General features: G+C 41.6%; 20 protein-coding genes. 6 read left to right on the plus strand and 14 right to left on the minus strand.

What is annotated here, in order from left to right; all coding sequences use genetic code 11:
- Positions 1-126 precede the first annotated feature (126 nt).
- The gene (gene mdh / locus N483_RS01475) at positions 127-1,062 is read right to left on the minus strand and encodes a malate dehydrogenase (RefSeq protein WP_023399538.1); all 936 of its coding nucleotides are present in this window, start codon (positions 1,060-1,062) and stop codon (positions 127-129) included.
- A 241-nt stretch (positions 1,063-1,303) separates the two neighbouring features.
- Between mdh and argR the strand changes: the two genes are divergently transcribed.
- Entirely contained in the window at positions 1,304-1,771 is a 468-nt protein-coding gene (argR, locus tag N483_RS01480) for a transcriptional regulator ArgR (RefSeq protein ID WP_023399537.1), read from the plus strand.
- A 3-nt stretch (positions 1,772-1,774) separates the two neighbouring features.
- On the opposite strand, the gene N483_RS01485 is transcribed toward argR, so the two are convergent.
- From N483_RS01485 to N483_RS01505, 5 genes are all read right to left on the minus strand, one after another.
- A complete protein-coding gene (locus N483_RS01485) occupies positions 1,775-2,704 on the minus strand; it encodes a Dyp-type peroxidase (RefSeq protein WP_023399536.1) in 930 nt (309 codons plus the stop codon).
- A gap of 24 nt (positions 2,705-2,728) precedes the next feature.
- Entirely contained in the window at positions 2,729-3,760 is a 1,032-nt protein-coding gene (locus tag N483_RS01490; protein ID WP_023399535.1) for an ABC transporter ATP-binding protein, read from the minus strand.
- Positions 3,760-5,391: an ABC transporter permease gene (locus tag N483_RS01495; RefSeq protein ID WP_023399534.1), complete on the minus strand. Its 1,632-nt coding sequence runs from the start codon at positions 5,389-5,391 to the stop codon at positions 3,760-3,762. Before N483_RS01495 ends, N483_RS01490 begins: the two co-directional genes overlap by 1 nt.
- The gene (locus N483_RS01500) at positions 5,391-6,395 is read right to left on the minus strand and encodes a Fe(3+) ABC transporter substrate-binding protein (RefSeq protein ID WP_023399533.1); all 1,005 of its coding nucleotides are present in this window, start codon (positions 6,393-6,395) and stop codon (positions 5,391-5,393) included. Before N483_RS01500 ends, N483_RS01495 begins: the two co-directional genes overlap by 1 nt.
- Positions 6,396-7,106: 711 nt before the next feature.
- Positions 7,107-7,781, minus strand: a complete 675-nt coding sequence (locus tag N483_RS01505; protein ID WP_036976298.1) for a tRNA-uridine aminocarboxypropyltransferase — start codon at positions 7,779-7,781, stop codon at positions 7,107-7,109.
- Between the two features lie 68 nt (positions 7,782-7,849).
- Between N483_RS01505 and N483_RS01510 the strand changes: the two genes are divergently transcribed.
- Entirely contained in the window at positions 7,850-8,392 is a 543-nt protein-coding gene (locus N483_RS01510) for a GNAT family N-acetyltransferase (protein ID WP_023399531.1), read from the plus strand.
- A 32-nt stretch (positions 8,393-8,424) separates the two neighbouring features.
- Here N483_RS01510 and N483_RS01515 read toward each other — a convergent pair whose 3' ends face one another.
- The 3 genes from N483_RS01515 to folB are packed head-to-tail and all read right to left on the minus strand — an operon-like array spanning position 8,425 to position 10,065.
- The gene (locus N483_RS01515; RefSeq protein ID WP_023399530.1) at positions 8,425-9,228 is read right to left on the minus strand and encodes an undecaprenyl-diphosphate phosphatase; all 804 of its coding nucleotides are present in this window, start codon (positions 9,226-9,228) and stop codon (positions 8,425-8,427) included.
- 5 nt (positions 9,229-9,233) lie between these two features.
- A complete protein-coding gene (folK, locus tag N483_RS01520) occupies positions 9,234-9,713 on the minus strand; it encodes a 2-amino-4-hydroxy-6-hydroxymethyldihydropteridine diphosphokinase (protein WP_023399529.1) in 480 nt (159 codons plus the stop codon).
- Between the two features lies 1 nt (position 9,714).
- Positions 9,715-10,065 (minus strand): dihydroneopterin aldolase, encoded by a 351-nt coding sequence (gene folB, locus N483_RS01525; protein WP_023399528.1) that lies wholly within the window; start codon positions 10,063-10,065, stop codon positions 9,715-9,717.
- 104 nt (positions 10,066-10,169) lie between these two features.
- On the opposite strand from folB, the gene plsY reads away from it, so the two are divergent.
- Positions 10,170-10,766, plus strand: coding sequence for a glycerol-3-phosphate 1-O-acyltransferase PlsY (gene plsY / locus N483_RS01530; protein ID WP_023399527.1), 597 nt, complete (start codon positions 10,170-10,172; stop codon positions 10,764-10,766).
- Here the strand turns inward: plsY and tsaD are convergent.
- From tsaD to N483_RS01545, 3 genes are read right to left on the minus strand one after another with little or no spacing between them, the layout of a single operon-like run.
- A complete protein-coding gene (tsaD, locus tag N483_RS01535; RefSeq protein WP_023399526.1) occupies positions 10,763-11,779 on the minus strand; it encodes a tRNA (adenosine(37)-N6)-threonylcarbamoyltransferase complex transferase subunit TsaD in 1,017 nt (338 codons plus the stop codon). The two genes, plsY and tsaD, sit on opposite strands and share 4 nt — an antisense overlap.
- 24 nt (positions 11,780-11,803) lie before the next feature.
- Entirely contained in the window at positions 11,804-12,403 is a 600-nt protein-coding gene (locus tag N483_RS01540) for a YjaG family protein (RefSeq protein WP_036976290.1), read from the minus strand.
- The gene (locus N483_RS01545; RefSeq protein ID WP_023399524.1) at positions 12,387-12,746 is read right to left on the minus strand and encodes a putative signal transducing protein; all 360 of its coding nucleotides are present in this window, start codon (positions 12,744-12,746) and stop codon (positions 12,387-12,389) included. The genes N483_RS01540 and N483_RS01545 overlap by 17 nt, the downstream gene beginning before the upstream one ends.
- 35 nt (positions 12,747-12,781) lie before the next feature.
- Here N483_RS01545 and N483_RS01550 point away from each other — a divergent pair, with 35 nt between their 5' ends.
- The 3 genes from N483_RS01550 (at position 12,782) to N483_RS01560 (ending at position 15,783) form a co-directional block, all read left to right on the plus strand.
- Entirely contained in the window at positions 12,782-13,180 is a 399-nt protein-coding gene (locus N483_RS01550; protein WP_023399523.1) for a DUF2721 domain-containing protein, read from the plus strand.
- A gap of 57 nt (positions 13,181-13,237) precedes the next feature.
- Positions 13,238-14,764 carry a DUF3369 domain-containing protein gene (locus N483_RS01555; RefSeq protein ID WP_023399522.1) on the plus strand — a complete coding sequence of 509 codons (1,527 nt, stop codon included), beginning with the start codon at positions 13,238-13,240 and terminating at the stop codon, positions 14,762-14,764.
- Positions 14,765-14,874: 110 nt separating this feature from the next.
- A complete protein-coding gene (locus tag N483_RS01560) occupies positions 14,875-15,783 on the plus strand; it encodes a LysR family transcriptional regulator (protein WP_023399521.1) in 909 nt (302 codons plus the stop codon).
- 57 nt (positions 15,784-15,840) lie between these two features.
- On the opposite strand, the gene ubiA is transcribed toward N483_RS01560, so the two are convergent.
- Together ubiA and N483_RS01570 are read right to left on the minus strand one after the other, a co-directional pair.
- Complete coding sequence (gene ubiA, locus N483_RS01565; RefSeq protein ID WP_023399520.1) at positions 15,841-16,704, minus strand: 4-hydroxybenzoate octaprenyltransferase; 864 nt, start codon at positions 16,702-16,704, stop codon at positions 15,841-15,843.
- A complete protein-coding gene (locus N483_RS01570) occupies positions 16,705-17,238 on the minus strand; it encodes a chorismate--pyruvate lyase family protein (protein WP_023399519.1) in 534 nt (177 codons plus the stop codon). It lies immediately after the preceding gene.
- Between the last annotated feature and the right edge of the window lie 79 nt (positions 17,239-17,317).

A 17,317-nucleotide genomic window follows, 5' to 3' on the forward strand; every position in this document is an offset into this window, starting at 1 on the left:
AAAGCCAGCAAGTTGTCTGTTTTTTTATGGGTGACCAAAGAGGCACTTGATCGTGTCACACCGGCTCACCAAAAACAAAAAAGCTGCTTAAGAAGCAGCTTTTATAATCAGCATGATAACTTGGCATTAAGCCATGAAATCAACACCTTCTTTGATGTCTTTTTCAAGCGTAGCAAGCATATCATCTTTTGCTTTTTGCTCAAATGCACTTAGCTCACCGTAAGGTAGTAGCTCTTCTACACCATTTTTACCAAGGCGGATAGGCTGTGCGAAGAATTCTGCGTCGCCTGTGTTACCTTCAACATAAGCGTACTCAAATACGTTCTCTTCGCCTTGTAGACCTTTAACAAGAGAGAAACAAAAACGCGCTGCAGCTGCACCCATAGAAAGCGTTGCAGAACCACCACCCGCTTTAGCTTCAACAACTTCAGTACCTGCATTTTGGATACGTGTAGTAAGAGAAGCAACTTCTTCGTCAGTGAACTCAACACCTTCTACTTGAGAAAGTAGAGGTAGGATAGTAGTACCTGAGTGACCACCGATAACCGGCACTTTAACTTCAGAAACGTCTAGGCCTTTTAGCTCAGCGATGAAAGTTTCAGCACGGATAACATCAAGAGTTGTTACACCGAATACGCGTGCAGCATCATAAGTACCAGCTTTTTTGAATACTTCACGTACAATTGGCACAGTGCCATTTACAGGGTTTGTGATGATGCCAACGAACGCTTTAGGACAGTTCTTTACGATACCTTCAGCTAGAGTTCTAACGATACTCGCGTTTACATTGAACAGATCCGCACGGTCCATGCCAGGCTTACGTGGCATACCAGCAGGGATCAATACAATATCAGCACCAGCTAGTGCTGGGTCTAAATCGTCTTTTCCGTAGCCAGCTACATTAACAGCTGTTGGGATGTGAGAAAGATCAACGGCAACACCAGGAACAACCGGTGCAACATCATATAGTGCTAGCTCAGAGCCCGCAGGTAAACCGTTTTTAAGCAGAAGTGACAACGCTTGACCGATACCACCAGCGGCACCTAATACAGCAACTTTCATTATAATTCTCCATATATTGAAGGTAAGAATTTAGTGTGCAGTAAAGATAATGAAAAGCGCGGGTAAAGACAAATTAATCCGCATTATTTTCGAGATTTTTTCGACTATAGTTGTAAACAAGACACAACTTGTTGCAATTTGTCTTTACGATACTCCATGAAAATAACTCCAGCGTGAAAATTTGGGTAACTGAGATGATTTGTGTAAAATCGGGCAACCAAAATTGAAAGAAGAGATGTATATGCAAGCGCAAGACAAACAAGAAGCCTTAGTGAAAGCCTTTAAAGCACTTTTAAGAGAGGAAAACTTCGGTTCTCAAGGCGAAATCGTTGACGCGCTAAAAGATCAAGGCTTTGACAATATCAGTCAAAGTAAAGTGTCTAGAATGCTGAGTAAATTTGGTGCAGTCCGAACAAGAAATGCCAAACAAGAAATGGTTTATTGCCTTCCTGCTGAAATGGGCGTACCTACAGCGAAGAGCCCCCTGCGACAGCTAGTCATTGACATCATGCACAATGAAATGATGATCATAATCAGAACCAGTCCTGGAGCTGCTCAGCTAATCGCTCGCTTGCTAGACTCTTTGGGCAGTGCAGACGGTGTACTTGGCACAATAGCTGGCGATGACACAATTTTCATTGCACCAGCAAAAGTCTCTGAGATAGATGCAACATTAGAAAAAGTAAAAACCTTATTTGATAATGTGTAAGGCCTAGTCATCACTCATGATTTGCGCCATCTCAGATAAAAACTGCAAAGATGGTGCAAAAAAAGAGGCCCCCATATCCGCTTCAGAGTAATCCAATAGTGGATCGTAGCAATCGTGCCCCGACAATAAGCCAAATCGACTCATCAATACGGTTTCAAATGCGTTACCATGGGCTGCACAACTTAGGTTGATACTGCCCTGCTCAAACACATCACCAAATGGCATACTTTGATCAAGCAATAATACCAGGCCTTGTGCATCCTTAAGCTCAGCGCGACTTGCGTGACTAAATGCAACTCGGGGCTCAATTAAATTATTGTCTAAGCGCGTACGCCCCATCAATGCCTCTTGCTCAGCAATCGCGAGTTGCTGCCACCGCGCCAAATCGAACTTAACTCTTTGAATATGGATATAGCTGCCTTGATGATCCATGCCATTAGGGTTATCAACTAAAGCCACTTTGCGTTTAAAGCGACCATGAGGCGACTCACTGGCGTAAATAAAACCATTGAAGTTGCGGCCATCTAAAAAGCGAAATCCTCGGACATGAGCAACAAGCTCTACACTGCCTGAAAGCATGTGTAACACACTTTGAGCAAATAAATGATTTACATCTTCTCTATCAGAACGGATCACGTAAAGTAGATCAAATGGCTGGCTATGAATGAGATGATCTGCAGATTTAATATGCGGAAAACTCTTTAATTCAGGCGGAATAAACTCAGGGTATATATGCGGCCAGTACTGGGCGCCGATAGCAACAAAGCTACTCAGCATAGACTCTGAAAACCTGTCGCTCAACTCATCTTGGAGTCGCCCTGCCTGCGCAAGCGCCTCTCGCACAGCTTCGTCTTGCCCTTCAAGTACATTGAAGAATAAATGTAAGCCATGCAAGTTTGCCTCTGCACAGATCCCCGATTGCGGCTGGGCCATACCTTTTCCCTATCGTTATTCGTTCTAAGAAAAGAAATTTACCGCATGAGGCTTAATTTTTAAAGAGATAGGTTTAGACAAATCTAAAGGGTTGTCAGCTGGCTTAGCAATTTCCAATTGCTGTCCTTGAAGCTCGATGGCGTATAAATATTCTGTGCCTACAAACCTTTCTTGATTTACTTTTATCTCACCACTGTCGGTATTGTATAATTCAATATGGCTCGGTCTTACAAAGATTTTCCCTTTATTTTGAGCATTTTGTTGTTGTGTTAAAGAGTCAACCAGTCCAAATTGAGTTTGGAAAGAGCCATTTCCAGAATGTGTCGCGTCCAGGTATATTCCTCGCCCTAAAAACTCTGCCACAATCTGATTCTTCGGTTGTTGAAATAGCTCGGTTGGACAACCTAGCTGCGCAATTTTACCCTGATGCATAATCGCGAGACGGTCCGAAAAAGCAAAAGCCTCATCTTTAGAGTGACTGACAAAAATCGCCGATACTTTTTGATCTTTAATAATACTGCGTATATCACTGATCAACTGAAATCTTACTTGCGCATCTATGTTAGAAAAAGGCTCATCTAACAGTAAAAGGCTAGGCCTATAAGCCAACGCTCTGGCTATTGCGACACGTTGCTGTTGGCCACCAGAGAGTTCGTGAGGAAAGCGCTTTGCATACGCCCCCAAGTGCACAAGCTCAAGCATTTCATCTACACGAGATTGTTTTTCGACTCGGCTTAGTTTACGCAAACCAAACGCAACGTTTTGCGCAACCGTCAAGTGTGGAAACAGCGCATAATCCTGAAACATCATGCCCACATTACGATGCTGCGGTGCGACAAATTCCCTATCCCCATTCACCTGTTTTTGGCCAATACGTATCACACCATTTTGCGGCCTGATCAAACCAGCGATTGCCTTCAAAGTGGTGGTTTTACCGCAGCCACTGGCACCCAGTAAACAGACAATTTCATTCTCTTTTACTTGCAGATCAAGGTTGTCTATAACGGCGTGTCCGTCATAGCTATATTGCAATGATTCAATTGAAAGACTGTGCATTATGTTTGTTGCTCCATTGAGCGATTCACTAAATAAAGGGGAATTAATCCAACCAGCACTATAAACAACGCCGAAATAGAAGCGAGTTCCAATTGCTCATCGCTGACAAACTGAAACACATGTGTCGCTAAGGTTTCAAAATTAAATGGTCTGAGTAACAGTGCCGCTGGTAATTCTTTCATGCACTCAATAAAGACCAATAACCCAGCAGTGAGGATGCCTCGCTTAAGCAATGGTATATGAACGCGACCAAGTGTTTGTAAATTGTTTTTACCTAGCGATGCACTGGCCATATCGATGCTTGGACTAATCCGAACAAAACTAGCCTCTACAGCACCATGTGCAATCGCATAAAAACGCACCACATAAGCAAATACCATAGCAAAAATAGTACCGCTCAGTAGTAGACCCGGCTCAAAGCTTGTGCCACTAAACCATTGATTTAGATAGTCATCAAATAAAGTTAGCGGTAGTAATACGGCAATTGCCAAAACAGTGCCAGGTAAGGCATAGCCCATACTTGCTACTTTTCCAGGTACTCCTTTTGACTTTTGGTCGCCCACTCTTTGATAAAAAACCACTAGAATACTGAGTAAGATAGCGATAATACTGACGTAAAAACTAATTTTTAGACTTTGCCATGCATAATTAAAAAACGCGTCATTCCAAGCTTGATCGAAATAGTCTATGGCATAAGAAAACAGTACACCTACAGGAATAAAAAACGCCAATATTAAAACTAAGCTACAAAACGTGGTGGCTAGCCACCCACTTTTACCACTGAGTTCGTATAAACTCGTATCGTTAACGCTGCTTTGGCGTTCATGCACCACATTACTTTTGCGGCTCATTTTTTCTAAGGTCAAGGCAACGAACAAAAACAGCAACATAATGCCTGATATTTTCGCAGCGGCGGTAAGGGAATAATAGCCAAGCCAAGTATCATATACGGCTGTTGTTAACGTGCTTACAGCAAAATAGTGTACAGTTGCGAAGTCAGCCATGGTCTCCATACTGATCAACGCAAGTGCGGCAACGATGGCTCCTCGAGACAAAGGCAAACTGACTTTTAAAAAGCTCTGAAATGGGGATAACCCCATTAATTGACTCGCTTGCACAAGCTTAAAAGACTGCTCTCTCAAAGCTGTTTTAAAAATCAAATATAAATAAGGGTAAAGAACGAGAGCTATCATGACAATAGCACCTGGCAAGGTACGTATATCAAAAAACCAATAGTCGTCAGGACTTGACCATCCAAACCAATCTCTTAAAAAGATTTGCACTGGGCCTGCATAATCGAGCATATCGGTATAAACATAAGCGATAATATAGGTCGGCATCGCAAGTGGCAGCATCAATGCCCACTCAAAGATTCGTTTGCCGGGAAAATGGCAATAGGCGGTCAACCAACCAAGAGGTAGCGCGATCAGCGCACTGAGTAGAAGCACACCGGCAATAAGCCAAACTGTATTGCTGATATAGTCCCATAGAACTGTATTCCACAGGTGTGAGAATACTTCCGACTCTCCTTGTAATGATTCAAAAATGAGAAACGCCAGCGGGGTGGACAGGCAAATACCTATCACCCACGCTGTTATCTGCCAATTCGACAGTTTATTTTTTAGCTGCATTAAAGGTCAAATTTTACCTCATCGATTAGCTTAAGCGCTAATGGACGGTATTTACTAATTTCAGCAAGTGGCAAGCTGTCTTCCTTAAACGCTCCCCATGACGCTACCATTTTAGATAATTCGACGCCCGGTTTAACCGGATATTCCATATTCGTCGATGCATACATGTTTTGAGCCTTATTGTCCGTCATAAACTCTATGAGTTTCAAGGCATTTTCTTTATTTTTTGCATACTTGGTTAAGACCACGCCTGACACATTTAAATGAGAGCCGCGATTTTTTTGGTTAGGGAAGTTGATGTAAACAGAGTCAGCCCAAGACTTTTGTTTGTCATCTGTCATCATTTTACCAAAGTAGTAGCTGTTACCCAGTGCAACATCACACAGGCCTTCTTTCACTGCTTTAACTTGTGCACGGTCATTACCCTGGGGCTTACGGGCCAAGTTGTTTTTCACGCCAACTAACCACTCTTTTGTTTGGGCTTCACCGTGGTGAGCAATCATTGATGCAACAAGACCTAAGTTGTATGGATGCTTACCAGAGCGAGTGCAAATTTTTCCTTTAAATTTAGGATCCGCCAATTCTTCGTAGCTAAGAGATTCCAATTTTCCTAAACGCGACTTGGACGAGTAGACATTGCGCACTCGCTTAGTCAAAGCGACCCACTGCCCTTGAGGATCTCTAAATGAAGCTGGAATATTGCCCTCAACCGTTTTACTGGCAATTTTTTGCGTGAGACCTAAGTCTTCAAGTTGGATCATTGCGCTAAAGTTAGAAGTCAAAACCAAATCCGCACGAGAGTGCTTTCCTTCACGTTTCACACGCTCAATCAAGCCTTTTTTTGCAAAAACAACATTAGTTTTAATCCCTGTTTGCTTAGTAAAATCATCCAAGATAGGCTGTATTAAAAAAGGTTGGCGAAATGAATAGATGTTTACTTCATCCGCTGCGAAGGCTGGCATGCAGGTCATAGCGGTCAATATTGTGGCGATAGCTCGTTTCATGAAGGCTCCAAATCCAAACAATTATTATTATCAACTGATTCTAACGCGATTATACATAAATTACATCCCACTTAGGCGAGTGACTCAAATTATTATTGCCGTATAAAGACAATTTATATGTAAGATATGTCTCACTCTGTATGTAGAAATCGAGTAATCTACACTAGATTTAACTGCCCTCAAATTAGGAACCTATTGTTATTTAATAATTTTTAATTATTAAATAGAACATAGACCTTTTTTCATAATCTTCAAGCCAATGTTTAATAGCTCAAAGCAGCATATACTGTAACTGTCTTTAAGGGAGAGACGTCGCAAGGAAAAAGGATGTGGTAAGCACCACATGGAATGGATCCCTTTATGGAGTATGGAACTAGGATTATGATGTATTTGCAGGACGCAAATATTTAAGTAAGGATGTTCACAAAATCAGGATGTCAGGACTTAATGGAATTGGATAGGGTAATGGAGAAGCCCATAAGGAATGATTGCAGGGTAATATCAAACATTGGATGTTTTGATGCAACTTAGGATGGGGTTAGGAAAACCCAAGTGGATATGTGCAGGATGCGCAATAATTCGCAGAACCAAAACACCAAGCGAATTGTATGGAAATGAATTAGGGAGTTGAGTTATTCAACATAGCAGGATGCTGTTTAGAAGATTCCGTCAAGCGCGGCTCGAAAGAGTCGCGCTATCTTCGTGTTTGCTTTAAGCTTCAATGAACTTACTACGCTTCCCTCTTAAATACGCATCTCTAAAATCTATAAAGTGCTCGGTGAGATTCTCAGCGGCTTCAGATTCACCATTTTCGGCCAAAACGATACATGCTACCTCAGCTGTGCCCAACTGATGTTCATGGGGGGCAACTCTTAACTTATAGTTAGACATACTCTGTGGTGATATTGACAACACGGGAAACTTGTCAAGATAAGGGCTTTTTCTGAACATTTTTTTTGCTTCGCGCCAAGTACCGTCTAGAAAAATATATAGTGGTTTTTTTGTCGCTTCGCGGTGCACTTTTTTAATCAGGCGTTGAGGCTCGACATTGTCTTTGGGAAAAACAATGATAGGTTGATATTGTGGGTTTTCTAATAGAGCAATTAAAGCGCTATCTGGCTCGGTTCTGTCCCACCTAAAAGCATGATTATCAGGCACAATATCCGCGATCAAACGCCCTGTATTGGATGGTTTAAAGCTCTCGTTGTGATACATTAATAAACATACAGCACTGGAGCACTGAGCTTGCTTCACCCCGGCACAGATACACAAAGGTTCAGCTAATAAACATGTCTCGCAACGAGCAAGCTTAGAGCCACGAGCTTTAAACTCTCTTTTCGATTCAGAAATTTGCTGCGTGCGCAGTGCCAATACAGAATTGCCCAAAATAATCTCCCATATAAAACGACAGGCCATTGTACCAAGTCTGACAATAAAAGGATAAAGCATTTATTATGAAGGTTAATCAATCAAACAGACTTAAGTATCGGCTCCTCACCCCTGCCGATAGTCAATTACTCTTTAGACTGGACCAAGACCCAAAAGTGATGCAGTTCATCAACGGTGGCAAGGTCACTTCCCAAGAAGATATAGACACTATCTTCATACCCCGACTCAATCAGTTCACCAATGTAGACAAAGGCTGGGGGTTATGGGGCTGCTTCTTAACAGATAACAATGAATTTATCGGTTGGATTTTGGTACGCCCAATGGACTTTTTTACTGAGCACAGAGATGACTCTAACTTAGAGATAGGCTGGCGGTTTATGCAATCAAGTTGGGGAAGGGGTTACGCTACAGAAGCCGCAATGCAGATCGCTGGCGCGCTAGCCGAGCACCACTGTGCAAACAAGTTGACGGCGATTGCACTCGAAGACAATAGCGGATCGATAAAGATTATGAAAAAAATAGGCTTAGAATACGTTACGACTACCGTTCATAGCGACCCACTAGGGAGCGCGGAAGTTGTCGTCTATGAAAAACCACTCATTACTTGAGGAAAAAAGAGCGGGGACCCCCGCTCTATCTTTTACATTGATAAATAAATAACTAAGAAAGCGCCAAGCGCCAATCTATAGATAACGAACGGCAACATACCCATTTTCTCGATGACCTTTAAGAAAAAGTGAATACATGCATAAGCTGCGAAAAATGACAGAACCGCACCAGTCACAATGTCTGAGACATTAAACTCATCTCCCTCTGAGAGTAGCTTATAGGTCAAATAACTGCCAGCAGCGGCAATAACTGGGATTGACATTAAAAAAGAAAAACGTGCTGCACTTTGCTTGTTAAGGCCCATCATCAATCCTATCGTCATTGTGATCCCTGAACGTGACGTTCCGGGCAGCAACATCGCGATGACTTGAGACAAACCAATACACAGCGCCATAAACCAGTTTATTTGATAAATCGTTTTTATTTGTTTGGCCGTTTTATCGGCATACCAAAGTAACAAACCAAAACCGATAGTTGTGCCCGCTATGATCCATGCATTTCGCGAGTATTCTTCCACAAAATCTTTCGCAAAATAGCCAATGAGCAGTGAAGGTAAAGTCGCGAGCAAAATAAACCACCCCAGCTTACTATCATCTGTTGTCCCCTGACTGCCAAATGATTTAAACCAGGCGGTAAGGATCTCTGCGACTTCTTTTCGGAAGTAAATAATGACCGCGAATAACGTACCGACATGAACGGCCACATCAAAAGCAAGACCTTGATCCTGCCACCCAAATACTTGTGAAGGTAATATCAAGTGTGCTGAACTTGATATTGGCAAAAACTCAGTTAGACCCTGAATTAATGCTAAAACAATAATTTCAATAATACTCATAACAGTTACAGCTCCACTTTCCATAGTTTTTGGTTTGGATTATGATAATTCTCCCATAGAGAAGATATGCTTTCACCAGTTGTTGGTAGTGTGACATGACCACCGACTTCGGATAATGGCAACAATACAAATGCATTCTTAGAGATCTCATCCCGCGGCAACTGAGCGGGCTGATCGCAAATTAGGTCATCATACAACAGCAGATCCAAATCCAAAGTTCGTGGGCTGAATTTCTTATCTCCAGGCGTTCGACCATTATCACGCTCGATTTGCTTTAGTAATTTGCAAACTTCTTCTACACCCATTTTGGTGTTTGCTGCAAATACTGAGTTATAGAAATTCCGACCATTAAAACCTACAGGCTCACTCTCATATACATTGGAGTGTTTGTAATTGGGAAAATGATCTATCAGAGCCGCAAGCCCATTTTTAAAATGTCGTTCTCTATCAACATTGGAGCCAATGCTAATGTATATTTCTGCCATGCTACTTTTTCCGATAAATTTCAATGCCGACAGTCTTAGCCTGTGCGACCGCAGCAGGTTTACTGACTTTAATTCGAACATCACTCACTGAAAACTCAGCTAATATCATTGCAGCTAACTTTTCCAATAAAGTTTCTAAAAGCTCTACTTGTGTTGTTTCTGATAAAGTGATTACACGTTCACTTACCTTTGCGTAATCAACTGCAAGGTTGATGTCATCAGTCTGCGCTGCTGGGGTAATATCTGTAGACATTTCAATATCAAAATAAAGGCTCTGTTTACTTTCTTTCTCAAAGTCGTAAACTCCTATTATGGTCTCGACGTGCAGTTGCGAGATATAGACCTTGTCCATGTATACTCCTAGCATGACTAATATGGGTCGGCGCAATAATTTAGGCCGGGTAAAAAGAATCGCGATCATAGCCCAAAACAAAGCAATAAAAAATAAGGAAGCTTGTGTTAGTCATATTAATGTGTATTTGTGCTTATTTATTTGGATCGATTTCCTCTGCGATTTTGATTTCGAGGATGTTTAGGCTACCCGATCCTCGCTTTTCTGGGTCCAATAACCCTGGAGCCACTAACGTTTTGCGTATAGGCGGTAAACTCCCCGCAGCACTTGTACTTATTTTTGATGTATTAAAAGGGACTATTCCTGTTTGGGGCGCTTACTTTTTAAACATTGAGCCAGTTTGGCTTGGTGCGGTTGCTGTCAGTGCTTGCCTTGGCCACATTTACCCGATTTTTTTTCACTTCAATGGTGGTAAGGCGGTAGCCACTGCATTTGGTGCACTACTGCCGATCGGCGTGTCATTGGCAGGACTGCTTATTTTAACCTGGCTGCTTGTGCTTTGGGCGTTTCGCTACTCTTCTCTTGCTGCCATAGTCACAGTTATTACAGCACCTTTTTATACATGGTTCATTAAGCCCCAATATACATTACCAGTTGCTTTTTTAACCGTTTTGATTATCTTCAGACATAGAGCAAACATAACTAGGCTCCTGCAAGGAAAGGAGCCTAAAGTCGGTAAGAAAACGCCTAAAAAAGATTAAGAGATTGCCGGCAAACTATCCAACGGCCAGCGGGGCTGTGTTTTCATATCTAAAGGGGCTGTATGGCCAGCTTTCAGACGTTGCATACCTGCAAAGGCTATCATCGCACCATTATCTGTGCAAAACTCAGTACGAGGGTAATAGACCCGCCCTTTCATCCCTTGCATCATACGTTCAAGCTTGGTTCTCAACTCCACATTTGCGCTCACACCACCGGCAATAACCAGACGCTTTATACCCGTTTGTTTTAGGGCTCGTTTGCACTTAATTGCTAGCGTATCAATCACGGCACTTTGAAAAGCGTGAGCAATATCAGCCTTAGTCTGTAAATCGTCACCTTCATTTTTAATGGTGTTTGCCGCTGCCGTTTTAAGACCACTGAAACTAAAGTCTAAACCGGGCCTATCAGTCATTGGCCTTGGAAATACAAACCTATCAGCTGTGCCCTGTGTAGCTAGTTTTGCTAAAAGAGGACCTCCAGGATAATCCAGTCCCAGTAGCTTAGCCGTTTTATCAAATGCTTCCCCAGCCGCATCATCCACCGACTCGCCTAAGATTTCATACTCGCCTATTCCAGCAACTTTAACCATCATGGTATGACCACCTGAGACGAGCAGTGCCACAAATGGAAATTCAGGCTTTTCTTCTTCCAACATAGGCGCGAGTAAATGGCCTTCCATATGGTGTACTGCCACCGCGGGAATATTCCAGCCAAATGCCAAAGAACGCCCAATAGACGTACCAACAAGAAGTGCACCAACTAACCCTGGGCCCGCCGTATATGCAATTCCGTCTAATGAATCCGGGCCACACCCAGCTTGTTTAAACGCAGCTTCAATCAGCGGAATAGTTTTGCGAACATGATCCCGAGAAGCAAGCTCAGGCACGACACCACCATAATCCGCATGTACCTTTACCTGACTATATAATTGATGTGCGAGTAACCCCTGCTCATCATCATAAATTGCAATACCAGTTTCATCACAAGAAGATTCAATACCTAAAATACGCAACCTTGTTCTCCACTACATTTTTTACTATTCACGCTCAATCGCTAAACCAATATTGGTTTGGCCATCGATGATCGCTTGCGCTTTTAATTGCTTGATTGTTTCAGAGGAAATTCGTCCCATCCCTTCAACAAAATCGATTAACTCACCTAAAACCTCGATTTCATACTGCATCAATGGATGCTCTCTGACGAGCTTATTATCCGGCATGATATCTTCTTGCGCTAACAAAAACTCAATATACCTTGCGACCGTTGCCTGAGAGATTTTTGCAACATTAACAAACTCAATTTCATCTTTGGTCATAATACCTTGAATAAAACCAAGAAGCGCTGTTGCCATATCAATCGCGGGGTAAGTACCAAACATGTCAAAATCTGATAATTCAGGTACATTAGGTTCAATTTTTTCGATTTGCTTTTCTAGACTAATTTTACTTTTTGGCAGTAGTAATTTTTCCCAGCACAGATTCAGGGCATTTCTAAACACCTGCTCATCACCAAACCCCGTTGCTTCACTAAATAAGCCATAGTTTGGCGTCATTCTTTCCAAAATAGCAGCGGCTAGTGCTGCTTTTTGTAAATAGTTCAACTCACGAATGCGCTGAAAGTTATTTGCTTTGCTCATACTCATTTCCACAATGCCAGCAATATTCAAAAGCTGAGCCATTCAGCTCATTGCAATATCGACACTGCCAATCTAATTTTGATTTTTTCTGGTGGTAGTTTACCAAGATTTCTTCGCCAAGGGGCAACTTTATCGCCGGTACGAAGATCTTAATGGTGTTATCTGCAAAAGGCAGTTCGCCTAAAGTGGAAGATAGTGCTTCTCCTTGCATTGTCGTTTTAATACGGGCTTGGTGTAAAAGGCCATTTACAAGGTGTGCCTCAATCATATTATCGGTGCTAAAAACACAGCACCATTTATCTAATTCATTAACCATCGCACTCAATGCTAATTTTGCTATCATAAACAATATTGTAGTGTGTAAATTGGAAGAGCTCTATGACGCTTACCACACCTGGGTTATTATTTCCCGCTATTTCATTGTTGTTGCTCGCTTATACTAATCGCTTTTTAGTACTCGCTCAGCTAATTCGCGAGTTAAATGCGAGAGAAGGTGACACTTTGCGCCCGCTCGTTGTTCAGCAAATCAATAATTTAAAAAAACGCATCAAACTAATTCGCTTAATGCAAGTATGGGGCGTGTTCTCATTTATTCTTTGCACACTTTCGATGTTTGCTTTGTTCATCGACATTAACTTGCTAGGGATCATCTTATTTGGAGTCAGTTTGTGCTGCCTGATCGGATCTCTCATGTTGTCCTTGTACGAAATTCATATTTCGTGCGATGCAATAGAGATTGAGCTAAATAATATTGAAAAAAAGCCACTACAAGAGTAAGCAACTCGAATTGGCCTTACTATACTGACATTATCAATAGCTGAAGGTAGGTCATGTGTGAGCGGTTTTCTTTTTTCAAATGAGCATCTAAAAGAGGAAACTTCACAACCCGAGGAGCGTGCTTTTTGGGATGTGTTGGTCGTTGACGACGAAGAGGACATTCACCAAGTAACAAAGTTGGTTTTATCCGACTTTAAGTTTGAAGACAAATCTTTACGTTTTCATCATGCATACTCGGCCAAACAAGCAATGGAGATACTGGAAGACCAAGCGAGTATATCAGTTGGGCTTATTGATGTTGTTATGGAAAGCAACCATGCGGGCCTAGACTTAATCAAGTTTATTCGCAATGATATGGCAAACCACGATATCCGCTTGATTCTCAGAACCGGTCAACCAGGTGAAGCCCCTGAAGAATCTGTTATTCGTGACTACGATATCAATGACTACAAAAATAAAACAGAATTGACTGCTGTAAAGCTAAAAACCCTTCTGTACTCTGCACTACGTTCACACCGTGATATACAGACAATTGAACTCCACAAAAAAGGGCTGGAAAGGATCATTGCAGCTTCATCCAGCTTTTTGGAATGTGATAATGTGCAAGATTTTGCATCAACAATACTTGAACATGTTGCGCAGGTATTGGGGCTTTCTGACTCTGAGATTTATTGTGCCGCGGCGACAAATAAACAAACCGATGCTGGCTCTCAGTTTAAGCTTTTAGCTGCTTCTGGAGAAGGTGTGGAGCCCAGTTCTGACAAAATACCAAATAACGTCAAAAACCTATTTATTGAAACCCATAACAGGAAAACTTCTTGCAAGTCTTGCAATGAGTATGTCGGCTACTTTACTTCTAAAGGTGGCTTAGAGACTATGCTATACGTCAGTAAAGAGAGTTCGTTGCGAAGTACAGATTGCCAGTTGTTAGAGTTTTTCGCCAATAACATCGCACTGGCTCACGACAACATAAAGTTACGAGAAACAGTCAAAGAATCGCAAAGAGAGCTATCATATATCCTAGGTGAAGCCGTCGAAAAACGCTCTAAGGAAACAGGCTCTCACGTAAAGCGTGTCGCTATGTACAGTAAGTTACTTGCGGAGTTATCTGGCATTAACAGCTATCGCTCTGAGATAATAAAGATGGCATCTCCGCTACATGATATAGGTAAAATCGGGATCCCCGATGTCATATTAAACAAACCTGGTAAGCTGACCAATGATGAATGGGAAATAATGAAAACTCATGCGCAGTTGGGTTTTGACATATTGAAAAAATCAACGAATGAAATATTGCAATGTGGCGCAACAATTGCTCACCAGCATCACGAAAAGTGGGATGGTACAGGGTACCCTCGTGGTCTAAGTGGAGAAGATATTGATATTGTTGGAAGAATTACTGCAATTGCCGATGTTTTCGATGCTTTGGGTAGTAAACGCTGTTATAAAGAGGCTTGGTCGCTCGAAAAAGTGCTTGAAGAGATAAAATCGCAGAAATCTAAGCAATTTGATCCCAAATTAGTTGATTTGTTTATAAATAATCTGGAACAATTCATTTTAATCAGGGATACCTATCCCGACTAAAACTTTGTAAGCGAAATGTAAAAAATTCACTTGGATGTTTCCTTAATCTGTATTAGTATTAGGAAATCAACGTCATGATTGCATTTTTGTTGAAATAAAAGGAATTTCAAATGAGATTTGAACAACTTGAGCAATTTGTTGCTCTAGGCAACCTACGTCACTTTAGACAGGCTGCCGAACAAACCCAGATTAGTACATCAGCTTTGACAAGAAGCATACAAACTCTGGAAGATGAAATTGGGTGTGAGCTTGTCAAACGCTCTACACGTTCAGTAAAACTAACAGAACAAGGTGAACTGTTTCTAAATTACTGCAAAGCGACACTTAGCGAGCTAGATGTAACGAAAAACACTATCAAGCAAAGTTTATTCGGTAGAGATCAACAAAAGCTAGTTGTTGGTTACACCGCAAAAGCCAGTGAAATTGTACCAATGTCATGTGGTAGATTCTTAGCAGATTCTCCAAATGTGAAAATTGAGATGCAACTACTTGATGAGCATGAACTTACGAGAAAGCTTCAGCTTGGTGAAGTAGATATCAGTGTTTACTTATCATCAGCAACGAGCTTAATCAGTGATATTCACTTACCTGATCAGCTTATTCTTTTTGTATCTAAACAACATCCTCTTGCAAAACAAGAGTGTATTCGTAGAGGTGAATTATCACAGTATCCTATGTATAGCTGCTTCTCTCAATCTAAGCAGGTCCAAAGCATGCTAAACGAAGCTGTTGAAGGTTTAAACAAGTCAACTAGTGTGAAAATTGGCAACATAACACAAGTGATCGATGGTTTAAAAAACAGCCAAAGCTTCGCTATTGCAAGTATTGAACATTCTAAAACGATTGCACAAGATCCTGAGTTAGCGCTTCTTAAGACTAATAAAGACAATAGTCACGAGCAGTTAGTTATCAATACTAACCACCAGCTAAGCGGCAACAGTCATGTAAATAGCCTATTACAGTTGATTGAAAAGACAGCCTCTCAACTGCAAGTAAATGGTGCGCCAGTGCATTCTTAATCCTTCTCTATACTCGACGCGCTAATGCCCACACTTTTTACAGTGTGGGCCAAAACCCTAACCAAGAAATACACCACAAAACAGCATTAAACCAATATAGTTATTATTTAGAAATGCTTTAAAACACGCTTCTCTACCTCGGTCAGCTATCTCTCTTTGCAAATAAACCAGCCCAAACGTCGCTATTGTAAACGCCACCCAGTACCATATATCCAGCGAAAAATATAAGCCAGCTACCAACATACATGACATAAAGCTAATATTGAGAAGCGCAATAATATGTCTATCCCATTGTCCAAACAAAATAGCTGTTGATTTAATGCCTATTTTTAAATCATCATCTCTATCAACCATGGCGTACATGGTGTCATAAGCAACCGTCCATAAAACATTCGCAATAAATAGCAGCCATGCAATCAAAGGAACTTCTCCTGTGGCAGCCATAAACGACATCGGGATCCCCCAACCAAACGCAGCCCCCAGAACAACTTGTGGGAGGTGAGTGTATCGCTTCATAAAGGGATATAACGAGGCGAGTATCACACCGCCAAAAGAAAGCACTATGGTTTGCCAATTTAAGGTAAGTACCAATAAGAATGATGCAATTATCAGCACAAAGAAAAGCGTTAGGGCTTCTTTCTCAGACACAGCCCCACGTGCTAAAGGCCGCATTGCAGTCCTTTTTACCGCTCCATCTACTTTTCGATCTGCGTAATCGTTTATAACGCAGCCTGCACTGCGCATTAAAAAAGTGCCTAAGGTAAATACAAAAATATGCAATAAACTTGGCTTGCCGTCTGATGCTAACCACAAACTCCACATCGTAGGCCATAACAATAAGAACGTACCAATGGGCTTATCAAGTCGCATTAATTGCTTGTATTCAGGGTAGTTTTCAAACCGCAATGTCGCACTTTTCATTTACTCGATCTCGCTGTTAAACATCTCACATACCAGAACTTTAGCAGAGTGATTGGTAAATACACTTCGTCTGGCAAATACTGGAATGTCTGTTACACCAAAAAGCTGCCACAACTTCAATTGCGCATCAGCGTCTTCAACACAGCCGATTTCCAAATCACCTCTTTGCCATGAAGATTGTTGAAACAACTTGTCACCTAATGGGCTCTCACCAAGGTTTTTCAACCCGTATTGGTTCGCTTCAAGCGAAATCCAACTCTGAGCATAAACATGAGGTTTATCATCGCAATATAGCAATACTTCTCTACATATGGCGGTTTCCATTACATCGCCAAGCAGTCGACAAATATAAGCGGGAGGCGCTAGGTGTTGCTCATTAATCACTTTCACTCTAAAGCTGCTGCTTTGACTCTTGAGTAAAGCGGTCAAAGAGCCTTGTTCCAATAGCCGATCATGTATATTTTCCGGCGCTTTGTCGGCAACTTGCTCAAAGCTGCCCCAACTAAAATCTAAAGAAATAGGATATTTTAACAATTCAATAATTCAATTAAGACTAAACGCAGACATAATAGCAAAGCTTGGCAATGCAAAAAAGTTCACTATTATCTAAATG

This window comes from Pseudoalteromonas luteoviolacea NCIMB 1944 (assembly GCF_001625565.1).
GTDB lineage: Bacteria > Pseudomonadota > Gammaproteobacteria > Enterobacterales > Alteromonadaceae > Pseudoalteromonas > Pseudoalteromonas luteoviolacea_F.